The sequence below is a fragment of the Sphingomonas sp. PP-CE-3G-477 genome (assembly GCF_003050745.1).
Taxonomy (GTDB): domain Bacteria; phylum Pseudomonadota; class Alphaproteobacteria; order Sphingomonadales; family Sphingomonadaceae; genus Sphingomonas.
Genome location: NZ_QAOF01000001.1, coordinates 1,143,636 through 1,155,757 on the forward strand (window position 1 = coordinate 1,143,636; position 12,122 = coordinate 1,155,757).

14 protein-coding genes are annotated in these 12,122 nt (G+C 64.6%); 8 read left to right on the forward strand and 6 right to left on the reverse strand.

Features of this window, described 5'->3' with window-relative positions; all coding sequences use genetic code 11:
- The first annotated feature begins 8 nt into the window (after positions 1-8).
- Complete coding sequence (locus tag C8J45_RS05250) at positions 9-1,325, forward strand: NAD(P)/FAD-dependent oxidoreductase (protein ID WP_107962112.1); 1,317 nt, start codon at positions 9-11, stop codon at positions 1,323-1,325.
- 197 nt (positions 1,326-1,522) lie between these two features.
- Complete coding sequence (locus C8J45_RS05255) at positions 1,523-2,881, forward strand: chloride channel protein (RefSeq protein ID WP_107962113.1); 1,359 nt, start codon at positions 1,523-1,525, stop codon at positions 2,879-2,881.
- Between the two features lie 26 nt (positions 2,882-2,907).
- On the opposite strand, the gene C8J45_RS05260 is transcribed toward C8J45_RS05255, so the two are convergent.
- The 4 genes from C8J45_RS05260 to C8J45_RS05275 all read right to left on the reverse strand — a co-directional run bounded on the left by C8J45_RS05260 (position 2,908) and on the right by C8J45_RS05275 (position 6,159).
- Complete coding sequence (locus C8J45_RS05260) at positions 2,908-3,735, reverse strand: TauD/TfdA family dioxygenase (RefSeq protein WP_107962114.1); 828 nt, start codon at positions 3,733-3,735, stop codon at positions 2,908-2,910.
- Positions 3,736-3,764: 29 nt separating this feature from the next.
- Positions 3,765-4,193, reverse strand: coding sequence for a DUF2147 domain-containing protein (locus C8J45_RS05265; RefSeq protein ID WP_107962115.1), 429 nt, complete (start codon positions 4,191-4,193; stop codon positions 3,765-3,767).
- A 140-nt stretch (positions 4,194-4,333) separates the two neighbouring features.
- Positions 4,334-5,479 carry a HAMP domain-containing sensor histidine kinase gene (locus C8J45_RS05270; protein ID WP_107962116.1) on the reverse strand — a complete coding sequence of 382 codons (1,146 nt, stop codon included), beginning with the start codon at positions 5,477-5,479 and terminating at the stop codon, positions 4,334-4,336.
- Positions 5,464-6,159: a response regulator gene (locus C8J45_RS05275; protein ID WP_107962117.1), complete on the reverse strand. Its 696-nt coding sequence runs from the start codon at positions 6,157-6,159 to the stop codon at positions 5,464-5,466. Before C8J45_RS05275 ends, C8J45_RS05270 begins: the two co-directional genes overlap by 16 nt.
- A 175-nt stretch (positions 6,160-6,334) precedes the next feature.
- Between C8J45_RS05275 and C8J45_RS05280 the strand changes: the two genes are divergently transcribed.
- From C8J45_RS05280 to C8J45_RS05290, 3 genes are all read left to right on the forward strand, one after another.
- Complete coding sequence (locus tag C8J45_RS05280; RefSeq protein ID WP_107962118.1) at positions 6,335-7,006, forward strand: outer membrane protein; 672 nt, start codon at positions 6,335-6,337, stop codon at positions 7,004-7,006.
- A gap of 91 nt (positions 7,007-7,097) precedes the next feature.
- The gene (locus C8J45_RS05285) at positions 7,098-7,664 is read left to right on the forward strand and encodes a DUF2141 domain-containing protein (protein WP_181321096.1); all 567 of its coding nucleotides are present in this window, start codon (positions 7,098-7,100) and stop codon (positions 7,662-7,664) included.
- Positions 7,661-7,915, forward strand: coding sequence for a hypothetical protein (locus C8J45_RS05290; RefSeq protein ID WP_107962120.1), 255 nt, complete (start codon positions 7,661-7,663; stop codon positions 7,913-7,915). The genes C8J45_RS05285 and C8J45_RS05290 overlap by 4 nt, the downstream gene beginning before the upstream one ends.
- 114 nt (positions 7,916-8,029) lie before the next feature.
- On the opposite strand, the gene C8J45_RS05295 is transcribed toward C8J45_RS05290, so the two are convergent.
- A complete protein-coding gene (locus tag C8J45_RS05295; protein ID WP_107962288.1) occupies positions 8,030-8,368 on the reverse strand; it encodes a hypothetical protein in 339 nt (112 codons plus the stop codon).
- Between the two features lie 362 nt (positions 8,369-8,730).
- Here C8J45_RS05295 and C8J45_RS05300 point away from each other — a divergent pair, with 362 nt between their 5' ends.
- Positions 8,731-10,098 carry an NAD-dependent succinate-semialdehyde dehydrogenase gene (locus tag C8J45_RS05300; protein ID WP_107962121.1) on the forward strand — a complete coding sequence of 456 codons (1,368 nt, stop codon included), beginning with the start codon at positions 8,731-8,733 and terminating at the stop codon, positions 10,096-10,098.
- A gap of 30 nt (positions 10,099-10,128) precedes the next feature.
- Positions 10,129-10,428 (forward strand): DUF1330 domain-containing protein, encoded by a 300-nt coding sequence (locus tag C8J45_RS05305; RefSeq protein ID WP_107962122.1) that lies wholly within the window; start codon positions 10,129-10,131, stop codon positions 10,426-10,428.
- Positions 10,429-10,625: 197 nt separating this feature from the next.
- Here C8J45_RS05305 and C8J45_RS05310 read toward each other — a convergent pair whose 3' ends face one another.
- Entirely contained in the window at positions 10,626-11,345 is a 720-nt protein-coding gene (locus tag C8J45_RS05310) for a glutathione S-transferase family protein (protein ID WP_107962123.1), read from the reverse strand.
- A gap of 102 nt (positions 11,346-11,447) precedes the next feature.
- Between C8J45_RS05310 and C8J45_RS05315 the strand changes: the two genes are divergently transcribed.
- On the forward strand, positions 11,448-12,014 hold the full coding sequence (locus tag C8J45_RS05315) for a TetR/AcrR family transcriptional regulator (RefSeq protein WP_107962124.1): 567 nt from the start codon (positions 11,448-11,450) through the stop codon (positions 12,012-12,014).
- The last annotated feature ends 108 nt before the right edge of the window (positions 12,015-12,122 follow it).

Here is a 12,122-nt window from a genome sequence, read left to right on the forward strand (position 1 = left end):
ATCGCATCATGACCGGCAACAAAATCCAGATCGTCATCGTCGGCGGCGGTGCCGCAGGGCTCGAACTCGCGACCCGTCTGGGTGCACGCTATGGACGCAAGCGTCACGACATCATCGTCGTCGATCGCAGTCGGACGCACATCTGGAAGCCGCTGTTGCACGAGGTCGCGACGGGGTCGCTCGACGCCAACATGGACGAGGTCGGTTATCGTAGCCATTGCCACCGCTGGGGCTACCGGTTCTTCTATGGCGCGCTCGCGGCGATCGACCGTGCCGCACGCCAGGTCCATCTCGCGCCGGTACACGACGAGGACGGTCGCGAAGTGATCGCCGCGCACTCGATCCGCTACGACTATCTCGTGCTGGCCTATGGCTCGGTCACCAACGATTTCGGTACGCCTGGCGTTGCCGAGAATTGCACGTTCCTCGACAGCCGCGCGCAGGCGGATCGATTCCGCGATCGCCTGCTCGACCAGTGCCTGCGCGTCTCGCGGATGCTGACCACCGATCCGGCCAGCAACGCGCGTGTCCGCGTGGCGATCGTCGGTGGCGGCGCGACCGGTGTCGAACTCTCCGCCGAACTCTTCAATGCCGCCGCGGCGCTAGGCTATTACGGGCTGGAAGTCTTCGATGGCAGCCGACTCGACGTATCGTTGATCGAGGCTGGCCCGCGCATCCTCCCGGCGTTGCCCGAGCGCCTTGCCCACGCGGCGCATCGGGAGTTGGAGGCGCTCGGGGTACGCGTGCTGACCAATACGCCGGTCACGGCATCGGATCGAAACGGTATGACGATCGGGACCGGCGAGCGGATCGACGCCGATCTCCAGGTCTGGGCGGCGGGGGTCAAGGCGGCGACCATCCCAGGCGGACTGGACGATCTCGAACTGTCGCGTAGCGGCCAGATCGTGGTGACGCCGACATTGCAGACGGCGATCGACGAGCGCGTGTTCGCGATGGGAGACTGCGCGTCCTGCCTGCTGCCCGGTCGGGACCGGCCGGTACCGCCGCGCGCGCAGGCCGCGCACCAGATGGCATCAGCGGTGTTCGACAACCTCAACCGTCTCATGGATGGCAAGCCGACGCGGCCCTTCGTCTACAAGGATCATGGCTCGCTGGTGTCGCTCAGCCGCTTCTCGACGGTCGGCACGCTGATGGGCAACCTCGTCGGCGGCAAGCTCGCGATCGAGGGACGGCTTGCGCGGTTCGTGTATCTGTCGCTGTACCGGATGCATCTCATCGCGATCCACGGCTGGCTGAAAGGGAGCGCACTGATCATGGTCGGCCATGTCAACAAGATCGTCCGCCCCCGGCTCAAGCTGCATTGATCGCAAATATCGCAAAGCGCCGTCAGCTGGATTGGCTCGACCAGCAACGTCCGGGATGTTTCCGACGATATGCGGCTTTAGCACTAGGTGCTCGCTTGAGCCGCGACCTTCTGGCGAACGGTGTGACCGATCGTGCAGGCCCGTTCACAGCTTCGGGCCGGGGTGACGTAGGCGCCGGCGTCATCTAGGTCGATGCGATGGTTGGCCTACTCGATCGCTTGATGCCCGCAAAGCGCTGGACCCCGTCGCGCTATCGCGCCTTGCTGCGCACACGGGGGCCACGGTCGGTGCAGTTCCGTACGCGTGCCGCCATCCTGACGGGGGCCATCCTCGTCGGGGTGCTCGCGACACTGTTCGCCGAGGCGGCAGACTGGGCGGCGCTCGTGTTTGGCGGGTACGCGCACCGGTGGCACTGGTTGCCGCTTCTGACGACGCCGCTGGGTTTCATGGCACTGGTGTGGCTGACGCGGCGCTATGCGCCGTTTGCGCGGGGATCGGGTATTCCCCAGGTTATCGCCGCTCAGGCTGATCCCGACGCGGCAACGCGCAGCCTGATATCGCCGGGGACGGTCGGTGCGAAGGCCGTGCTGACGATCGGCGCGGTGCTGAGCGGTGCGTCGGTTGGGCGCGAGGGGCCGACCGTTCAGATCGCTGCGGCGGTGATGGGCCTGACGCATCGCCTGGTCCGCGTGCCGCTGCGGGGCGGGGTGGTGATCGCTGGCGGCGCGGCGGGCGTCGCGGCGGCGTTCAACACGCCGCTGGCAGGGCTGATGTTCGCGATCGAGGAACTGGCGTCGGCGTATGAGCAACGCGTGACGTTGCTGGTGCTCGCTGCCATCGTGATCGCAGGTATGGTCGCGCAGTCCGTGCAGGGAGACTATATCTACTTTGGAGCGATCGGCGCGCATCTGCCGCTCCTGTCGGCGTTGCTCGTGACACCCGTTGCCGGGATCGTCGGCGGGATGGCGGGCGGACTTTTCTCCCGCACGCTGCTGGCGATGGCGCTAGGCCGCAACCGGATCACGGGATGGACTCGGGCCAATCCGGTGAAATTCGCAGGCGCATGCGGCGTCATCGTGGCGTTGCTCGGCGTGTTCACCGGGTTGACCTGGGGGACCGGCTATTCCGCGGCACGGGCGATGATCGTCGGGGTCGACGCTCCACTGTGGTTCGGGCCGGCCAAGTTCGCGGCGACGGCGGCAACTGCGATCGCCGGTCTGCCGGGCGGCATCTTCGCGCCATCGCTCGCGGTCGGCGCAGGCGTGGGAAATCTGCTGCGCGAGCTTTTTCCCGGCGATCCGGCAAGCGCGGTCGTCATTCTGGGCATGGTCGCGTATTTCACCGGCGTCGTTCGCGCGCCGTTGACCGCCGTCATCATCCTGTCGGAGACGACCGCCAGCCGCGGTTTGATGCTCCCCATGTTCGCGACCGCCTTTATTGCCGATGCCGCCAGCCGATGGGTGTGTCGCGAGAAGCTGTACCATGGCCTGTCGAAGACGTTCGCGATGCCGGCCATCCCGAAAGAGAGCACTGCGCCCCGGCCACCGGCAGCGTAAGGCGATGCAACCGCTGCTCGGGTCGATCAGGCGAACGCTTCGTCGCCCTCCAGCTTCGTGCGGAGCATGAGGCGTCCACAGGCCGGATCATAGGACTCGGCACGGTGCATCGTCCCGGTATTGTCCCACATGACGAGGTCGCCGGCCTTCCAACTGTGGCTGTAGCTGAACCGGGGACTCGTCGCCCATTCGCGCAGGCCGACGAGCATGGCGGTGCTCTCCCGGTCGGCAAGACCGACCACGCTGCGCGCCGTGCAGCCGAGAATGAGCGACTTCCGCCCCGAGGCGTGCGTCCAGACGAGCGGTAGCTCCTTTTCGCCGAGCGACTGCATCGTCTTCAGCATGTCGAGCGTCGGCTCGGGTCGATAGTAGAAGAGCGAGGCCCACGGACCGTGGATGACGCGCAACGCGTCGTAAACGGCTTTTTCCGCGTCGGGCAGGTCGTCATAGGCCGCGTAGGTGTTGCAGAAGCCCGTGTTCCCGCCGCTCGGCGCGGGGACCACGCAGGACAGCAGCGAAGCAAGGATCGGCACGTCGCTGTTCGTGCCATCGATGTGCCAGTAGAGCGACCCCTTGAGGAACTCCGCGGTGGCCGGATTGTGCCGCGCATCGAGCGAGATCTGCGCGGTCATCCGACCGTCGCTACCCTCCGATGCCAGCGTTCCCAACGTCTGTGTGAACGCGATCTGTTCGGTTTCGGTGAAGTGGATCTCGGGAAAGACCAGCACTCCACGCTCCTCGAGCAAGTTGCGGATGTCGGCGGCGAGATGGCCGGCGAGCAGGTCCCGCTTTGGGTTGAGGATCCGGCTGCCGATGCTGTCCTTCACAGCCTCGCTGCGTAATGTCGTCGTCATGTCGTGCTCCCAGAGCAATTTCGAGGATATCAGCGGGCGGGTTGCCAGGTCGGGCCCCGGCACAGGAACGCAACGCATCCTTCGACCTTCAGCGTACCGTCGGGGTTCTTGGCCAACCGGGCATTGTAGCTCTTGCCGCTGTCGGGATTGTAGATCCTGCCTTTCCAGATCGATCCGGCGTCCATGAACCCGGTCAGGATGAAGGTTCCCTCGATCGGATTGGCGCGTTTGGAGGGATCGGGATTGGCAATGTCGGTAGTCGGCTTGCCGGGCTCTTGCTTGAGCACCTTGACGATCCGGCCGCAGATCGCCTTTCCGCAGGGTTCGATCCTGACCAGTGCCTTGCCTTCGTCGGTGAGCCAGTTGCCGGTCACCGGGGTTGCTGCGCTTGCGCTCGCCGCCGTGCCGGTGAGGACGGCGACACCGATGGCTGCGCGGAATGTACGAGATGTCGTCATCGATCTTTCTCCCGGGCGCGACCGTCAGACGATGCGCGCCGATTGCTCGCCGGGACGATCCCGGTGTTCGGTACAGAGCAGCGCACGGTGGAGATGCGATGGAGAGCAGGTGCAGGTGTCGTGGCAGAAGACGCCGAAGATCAGAGTGGCAGCCATACCGAGAAACACGCGCCCGATCGGTCGACGCGGTTCTTCGCGCGGATACGTCCGCCATGTGCCTCGGCGATCTTCGCCGCGAGTGTTAGGCCCACGCCGCTGCCGGGGCGCCCGGCGAGCTTGTCGGTGCCGGCGCGCCAGAACGGCATGAACATGCGCGTTTCGTCCGCGGGCGCGAAGCCGTCGCCCTCGTCGGTCACGCTGACGATCGCATGGCCGGTCGCGGTAAACACGGCGACGTCGATGGTGCTGTGATCGGGGGCATGCTTGATCGCGTTGGTGAGTATGTTCGTCGTCACCTGGGTCAAACGGACGGGGTCGCCCCGAACGCATACCGTTTCGTAGGACTCGGTGATGGAGACACCGCGTTCGGCTGCCGATGCGCGAAGATCGCCGACAGCCATTCCCAGCAGCACCGCAAGGTCGACCGGTCGTCTGTCGAGATCGAGTTCCCCGGCATCGGCATGCGCGAGGGTCCGCAGATCCTCGACCAGATGCGACAGGTGCTCAACCTGGCGCAGCAGCCGATCGGCCTCGCCGGTCGCCGGATCGATCACGCCATCCGCCAGCCCGTGCAGCCGTCCTTTCAAGATGGTCAGGGGCGTGCGGAGTTCGTGCGCGATTCCCGCAGTCAGTACGGTGCGTTCTCGCTCATAAGCATCGATGTCGGCGGCCATTCGGTTGAAGCTTTCGATCAGGTCGCCGGTCTCGCCCGATGTCTTGCCGCGCTCCACCCTGACCGATCGATCGCCTGCAGAGACGAGCGCCGCCGCGCGTGCCACCGCGGTGATCGGTCGGCTGATGCGGCGGGCGAAGATCATCGCGACGCCGCCGCCGACGAGGATCGAAACCAGCGCGATCGTCCCGACAAAGCCGAGGTCGGTAATCGCCGGGGCCTTGGCGCCATAGCGGTCGAACAGGTCGAAATAGCGATCGCTCCCCTCCTGGTGCGTCCGCACGAGGAATTCGAGCTGCTCGCGGGCCTTGGGCGGCATGTGCTGCGTCGTCACGCTCAGTCGGTAGTGAACCGCTGCGATATACGCGACCAGACCGAGCAGCATCGTGATGATCGTGGTCGCCGCCGCGAGCACGACCATCCGCGTGACGATGCGGTTCAGCAGTCCGGCCATAGTCGATACCCCATTCCGCGCACGGGTTCGATCATGCCGACGCAGCCGGCCGCCGCGAGCTTCTGCCGTAGTTTCGAGAGGTGGCTGTCGACGACCCGGTCATATGCGTCGCTGTCGGGGGAGGCCGCCTCGAGCAGTTCGGCGCGCGTGAAGGCACGTCGTGGCTGCCGCGCCATGTGCGCGAGGATCTCGAATTCGCTCGGGGTCAACAGGATCCGGATCGCCTCCCCGTCGTCGGCCGGGCGACAGCTGACGACCCTTGCGTCGAGTTCGATCAGCAACGTGCCGACCGACAGGGTGCGGCGGTTGGTCGCGCCTTGCGTACGGCGCAGCACGGCCCGGATGCGCTCGACGACTTCGGACGGGTTGAACGGTTTAACAACGTAATCGTCAGCACCGATCCGGAGCGACGACAGCTTGGTCACCTCGTCGTCATGCGCGGTGATCATGATGACCGGCGTGTCGACGCGGCGGCGGATCGTGGTGAGAACGTCGAGCCCGTCGCCACCGGGCAGGCCGATGTCGAGCAGCACGAGCGCGGGGTTCGACTGGGCGTGGGCGCGGATCGCGTCCTGCACCGTGCCCGCTTTCACGACTTCATACCCCGCGCGCTCGACATAGGCGGCAAGCAATTCGGCGATCTCGCGTTCGTCTTCGACGATCAGGATACGGTCAGTCACGCGATAATCCTTCGGATCACTGGGTTCTCATACGCCTTCGTCGCGAATTGTGGACGAACGATGGAGGCACCGCTTCATCATTCCTACACCGAATCCACGACGAGCGTTCATCGTCCCCCGCCATCAGCCTGTTCGACACCGCCCCGAAAGGCGGAACCCGAAGAAAGGCTTCTCCATGACCCGTTCCGTATTTGCCCGCGTGATTGCCCTCGGCGCTGCTGCTTTTTCCGTCGCTGGCCAGGCGCAGGATGCTCCGGCGCGCGGCATCTATGCCGTCGCGCGTGCTGGCGCCTCGGTCAATTCCGAGCAGAAGTTCGACGTCGACACTCTACCGTCGCAGTTCGACGACAAGACGAAATACAAGACCGGGCTGACCGGCGAGATCGGCGGAGGCTATGATTTCGGGATGTTCCGCATCGAGCAGACGATCGGCTATAATGGGAACAGCCTGAACCTTAAGGACCTCGGTACGAGCAATCTGCCGGCGTCGGGCCGGACGCGGTCGTACAATGTCAGTGTATCCGGCTATGTCGATATCCCGCTGCACGCGGTGTTCGTACCCTATATCGGCGGCGGCATCGGTGCATCGCGGGTCGATGCCAACCTGTCGCGGGTCGGTGCGTCGGGCGTCGGCAGCAGCTATTCGGGCAAGGACTGGGGCATGACGTGGCACGGCGACGCCGGCATCGGCATCAATGTCGCCGCGAAGACCACTCTCGAGATCGGCGGCCGCTACGCGCAGACCAGCAAGCTGGCGTTCGACGGGCAGGATGCCGGCGTGGCGACCCGCTACGAACCGACGCTGCGGACGCTGTCCGGCACGATCGGCGTGCGCCACATCTTCTGATCCAGCGCCGAACGGGTCAGGCCGTTCCCTTCCGAGAGAACAGGGCAGGGCACCGCTTGCGGGCAGCCCTGCCCATAGAGGACCGAACATCATGTTGCTCGCTCTCCTGCTCGGCGTCACGTCCGCTGCACTTCAACACCCTGGCTCGGTGCCGATGGCGGTTAGCGCTTCAGGCGCGATCGGCTCTGGTTTGCACAACGATTGCGCGGCATCCGAACCGGGTATCCGGATCGACGTGTCAGGCCTGCGCGATCGGAGCGGGCGGCTGAAGCTCGAGCTGTATCCGGCGAACGCGGACGATTTTCTTGCCGACGACGATGCTTTGCTCCGTGCGGGTAAGGTGTTTCGTCGGGTCGTGACCGCCGTTCCACCCGATGGGATGGTAAGCCTGTGCGTCGCCGTACCGAGGCCAGGCCGCTACGCCGTGCTGGTCATTCACAAACGCAATGGCAGTCGCGCGTTCAGTATCTCCAACGACGGCGTCGGCTTGCCGGGTAGCCAGCACATCGGTCGTCATCGCCCACCCATCGAGCAGGCGATCGTCACCGTGCCCAACACGCTCGCGATCGTCGCTGCGCGGATGCAATATCTGCGCGGCATTGCCGGATTCAAACCGATGCCATTCAGGCCGATGCCATTCAGGCCGATGGCGCAATGACGCGCCCGCGGATCGTCCTGATGGGCAGTAGGGCAGGAGGCGATCGGCGCGGTCCCGGCCGACGACAAAGGGCGCTCGTCGGCCTGCTCGCGGGGGCATCGATCGTCGGCGCGCTGACACTTGCCCTGACCCTGGAGCACTGGCTTGCCGAGGCGATCGACGATCATGTGATCGCGACCATACTCCTGCTGATCGCCGGCATCATCACGATCGCGTTCGTGTCCCCCCTGTTCGCCAAGCCATCGCGTTGATCCATGCCACCGAGCAGTATCGATCCGGCAGGGTGGTCGATCGCGGCTCTGGCCCGTCGGAGCGATGATCGGACGCGTCTCGGACAGCCGTTGTCGACGACGGTCTGGTTCGCCTCAGCGCTGTTTCTTGGTCGTGCCAGCGGTGAAATCGGGGTCTTTCTTGGCGACCCAATCGACGAATTTGCGCACCGCAGGTTCGGCCAGCAGCGCTTCGGCATTCATCCCGTGACGCTCAAGCTCGGAGTTCGTGAAATTGGCTGTCACGGTCTGCTGGCAAATCGGGTGCATCGGTACGACATCGCGGCCGCCGCGGCTCTTGGGTACGGGGTGGTGCCAGACGATGGTCTTGCCGGTCGGCCGACCACATAACCAGCAGGGGGGCACCGTCGCTGCAACCTCTTCGTCCACATTCGTGTCTTCGTACGGGCCGTGTTTCGAATGCTTGCGAGCCATGCGTTGATCTTGATCCGTCACTGCGCTGCCAACTGGAAGCAGCGCGTGCGGCTCCACTACACGACCGGTTGATCGATACCGAGAGGAAAGATCGGCGTCGGCAGGGCGACGTTACCGAGCGTGCCCACTGGACTATGGGCAACCGAAATGGACGTCGGCTGACGGGAATCCGAGAGCTCTTAGTGCAGTGGTGTTCTCTTGCAGGAATGATCGGTAGTCGACCGCAAGGCCGCGCCGAACGCCCGCGGATACCGGTCTGTCGCGACCGCACCGACCCCGCGCGATCCCGCAGGAACTCTGTCTTCGCGACCGCATTGGTCTGACAGGTGTCGTCATACGCAACGATATGCCCAGGAGGCTCCATGTTTCGCAGCGTCAATCCCGCAACCGGGGACGAAATCGCAACTTATCCCGAGCTCACCGGAGCGGAGGTCGATGCAAAGCTCGACAAGGCAGCGGCGGCCTTTCGTGACTGGCGCGACGTGGCCATATCGGAGCGCGCCGCGCTACTCGAACGGATCGCCGAAGAATATGAGGCGAACGACGACCGGCTTGCCCGGATGGCGGTAGCGGAAATGGGCAAGACGCATGCCTCCGCGTTGGCCGAAGTCCGGAAGTGCGCAGCGGCATTCCGCTACTATGCGCAACAAGGCCCGGCAATGCTGAAGCCCGTCCACATCGACTTGTCGGGTGGTGGCTCGACGGAGGTGCGGTATCTGCCGCAGGGGCCGGTGCTGGCGATCATGCCGTGGAATTTCCCATACTGGCAGGCGGTCCGCTTCATTGCGCCAACGATCCTCGCGGGCAATGTCGGCCTGCTGAAGCACGCGAGCATCGTACAGGGCTGCGCGCAGTTGATGGAAGAGATGGTGATCGCCGCCGGCGGTCCCGATGGGGTATTTCAAAACCTGGCGATTAAATCCGCTGCGGTCGCCGACATCATCGCCGACGACCGCGTCGTCGCGGTGACGTTGACGGGTAGCGAGGGGGCGGGGCGTGCCGTTGCCGAGCAAGCGGGCCGAGCACTGAAGAAGGTCGTCCTCGAACTTGGCGGGTCGGATCCGTTTATCGTGATGCCGTCGGTGGATCTGGACGCTGCGGTAAAGCAGGCGGTCACCGCGCGGATCCAAAACACCGGGCAATCCTGCATCTGTGGGAAGCGGATGATCGTTCATGCGGACATTTACGACGCTTTTCTCGCGAAATTCTCCGAGGCGATGCGCGCCGTGACGGCAGGAGACCCGATGGACGCCGCGACCGACATGGGGCCGTTGTCGAGCATCGAGCAGCGCGACACCGTGCTCGGACAACTGGCCGAAGCGAATACTGCGGGGGCGCGCCTGTTGTTAGGCGGCGAGGCGCTGCCCGGCAAGGGCGCGTTCCTGTCGGCGGGGATCCTCGTCGACCTGCCGCTCGACAGCCCCTTCATGGCCGAGGAGCTGTTCGGACCTATCGCCATGGTCTTCCGCGCCGCGGATATCGAGGAGGCGATTCGCATCGCCAATGCGATCCCCTACGGCCTCGGCTCATCGGTATGGACCAACGACCCCGACGAGCAGGAGCGGTTCGTGCGCGACATCGAGGCGGGCATGACCGCCATAAACCAGATGCTCGCATCCTCCCCGGAAGCGCCGTTCGGCGGTATCAAGGCGTCCGGACATGGGCGCGAATTGGGTCCATATGGCTTGCACGAGTTCATGAACCTCAAGACGGTCCTGCGCAGCGCCTGATCGTCCCCCGCACTTTGGGAAGGAAAACCTATGACCGCCTATGTCGTCTTCGTCCGCGATCGCATCACCGATCCGGCGGAATTCACCGCCTATCAGCAGACCGCACCACTGGCACGCGAGGGGCATGCGATCACCCCGCTCGCTTTCTATGGTGCGGTCGAAACGCTCGAAGGTACGGCAGTCGACGGCGCGGTCATCCTGGAGTTCGCGTCCGTCGCCGAGGCCCATGGCTGGTATGACAGCCCGCTGTATCGGGAGGCACGCGAGCACCGCCTCAAAGGTGCCGAGTACCGTGTGTTCATCATCGAGGGGCTTGCCAACCATACGTGAATCCCCCGCCGGATTCCATGAATGCGTGCGGTTGCAGGGGGCACACCGATATGCCTTGGCGTTCGGATACCGCCTGCCTGGTTTCGCGTAACGCATCGTCCCTCGACTATGCCGAGGACGAGCCGCACGCGTCGATCGAACCTCGACGCGTGCGGCAGTATCGAAGCGTCAGGATCATCGACCGACGCGGGCATATGCTATGGCCGGTCGTCGAGTTCCGGCACGCCGCTGCTGCGATCCGCATACGCGGCGAGGAACGTCGGCCGACCCTGCCAGCGCTGCCAGAACGCATCGATATGCTCATAGCGCTCGTCGAGCGGCATCGCGTTCACCTTGAACTTCGAGAACGCGATCGCGGTCGCCATCGTGATATCCGAGAAAGTCGGTTCGTCGCCGCCGAGCATCCAGTCACGACCATCGGACAGATGGCGGTCGATCAGCGCGGTATGGGACAGCGCTTCCTTGCGGCAATGCTCACCCCACGCGGCGTTCGCGGTCAGCTCGAGCTTCGGCCCGAGTCCCTGGTGCAGGACATGGAACGCGGTCGTGATCCGGTAAAGGATGTGCACCCAGATCCGGTTGTCCCACATCGCGTCGAGCCCCTGCTGTTCCGGCGTCTCGCCCATGATCCGCCGCCCCGGATAGGCTTGGTCGAGATAGCGTACTACCGCGGCGGTCTCCGAGATGAAGCTGCCGTCCGCCAGTTCGAGCGTCGGCGTCTCGCCCCACGGGTTCATCTTGAGGTGCTTCCACTGGCGCTGCTCGCCGACCGGCGACATGTCGTAAACCGTTTCGTCGAAGCGGTCCGCGATGTCCTTCTCATGCAGGAAGATGCGCAGGCGCTGCGGGTTGGGGAATGCCGAAGGCGAAGTGAACAGGCGGAGCTTTGCGGTCGATGGCGACGTTTGAACGGTCATGGCGTGTCCCTACCAAGTGATCGGTAGCCATCAAATGCGTACTTGCCTGCCCCGCGTCAACGTCTATCTATCACTTGGTCGGTTTATGAATGGACAGGGCGGATGGCGAGTTCGAACTCCAGGGAAGCCGTGCTCGCCGCGGCGAAGCGAAGCGCGATGGCGCGCGGCTATACCGGCCTGAACTTCCGCGACATCGCGGCCGAGGTCGGGATCAAGGCGCCCAGCATCTATCATCATTTCCCGACCAAGGCCGATCTCGGTGCGGCAGTGGCGCGGCGCTATTGGGAGGATACCGTCGCCCAATTGGCGGCGATCTCGGACGAGACACCACGCGCGCACGATGCGCTCCGCCGCTATCCCGAGATCTTTCGTAAATCGCTCTTGAACGATAACCGCATCTGCCTGTCGAGCTTCATGGCGGCCGAGTACGACGACCTGCCGGATGCCGTGAAGACCGAGGTGCAGGGCTTCGCCGACGTCAACGTCGCGTGGCTGAGCAAATTGCTCGTCGAAGCCGACATCGTCGGATTCGCCGAAAGCGAAACCCGGGCGAGGGCGATCTATGCGGCGCTCGCGGGCGCACAATTGTTCGCACGAGGCCGTTCGGATATCGCGCTCTTCGACACGATGATCGACAGTTATCGTGCCGCGGGCCTCTTGCCGGGATAGTTGCGGCTTTAGCGATGCCCGCATCGCTGAATCAGCATCGTGGTCGTTTGATCGTCATTCCGGTCCACCTCGTCGATCGGCTCGACGGCCAGTGCCGGCGGAATGCGT

Bases quoted from the DNA above. Each gene is read 5' to 3' on its own strand.
- C8J45_RS05250 (WP_107962112.1), top strand. From the start codon at position 9: ATGACCGGCAACAAAATCCAGATCGTCATCGTCGGCGGCGGTGCCGCA.
- C8J45_RS05255 (WP_107962113.1), top strand. From the start codon at position 1,523: ATGGTTGGCCTACTCGATCGCTTGATGCCCGCAAAGCGCTGGACCCCG.
- C8J45_RS05260 (WP_107962114.1), bottom strand. From the start codon at position 3,735: ATGACGACGACATTACGCAGCGAGGCTGTGAAGGACAGCATCGGCAGC.
- C8J45_RS05265 (WP_107962115.1), bottom strand. From the start codon at position 4,193: ATGACGACATCTCGTACATTCCGCGCAGCCATCGGTGTCGCCGTCCTC.
- C8J45_RS05270 (WP_107962116.1), bottom strand. From the start codon at position 5,479: ATGGCCGGACTGCTGAACCGCATCGTCACGCGGATGGTCGTGCTCGCG.
- C8J45_RS05280 (WP_107962118.1), top strand. From the start codon at position 6,335: ATGACCCGTTCCGTATTTGCCCGCGTGATTGCCCTCGGCGCTGCTGCT.
- C8J45_RS05285 (WP_181321096.1), top strand. From the start codon at position 7,098: ATGTTGCTCGCTCTCCTGCTCGGCGTCACGTCCGCTGCACTTCAACAC.
- C8J45_RS05290 (WP_107962120.1), top strand. From the start codon at position 7,661: ATGACGCGCCCGCGGATCGTCCTGATGGGCAGTAGGGCAGGAGGCGAT.
- C8J45_RS05295 (WP_107962288.1), bottom strand. From the start codon at position 8,368: ATGGCTCGCAAGCATTCGAAACACGGCCCGTACGAAGACACGAATGTG.
- C8J45_RS05300 (WP_107962121.1), top strand. From the start codon at position 8,731: ATGTTTCGCAGCGTCAATCCCGCAACCGGGGACGAAATCGCAACTTAT.
- C8J45_RS05305 (WP_107962122.1), top strand. From the start codon at position 10,129: ATGACCGCCTATGTCGTCTTCGTCCGCGATCGCATCACCGATCCGGCG.
- C8J45_RS05310 (WP_107962123.1), bottom strand. From the start codon at position 11,345: ATGACCGTTCAAACGTCGCCATCGACCGCAAAGCTCCGCCTGTTCACT.
- C8J45_RS05315 (WP_107962124.1), top strand. From the start codon at position 11,448: ATGGCGAGTTCGAACTCCAGGGAAGCCGTGCTCGCCGCGGCGAAGCGA.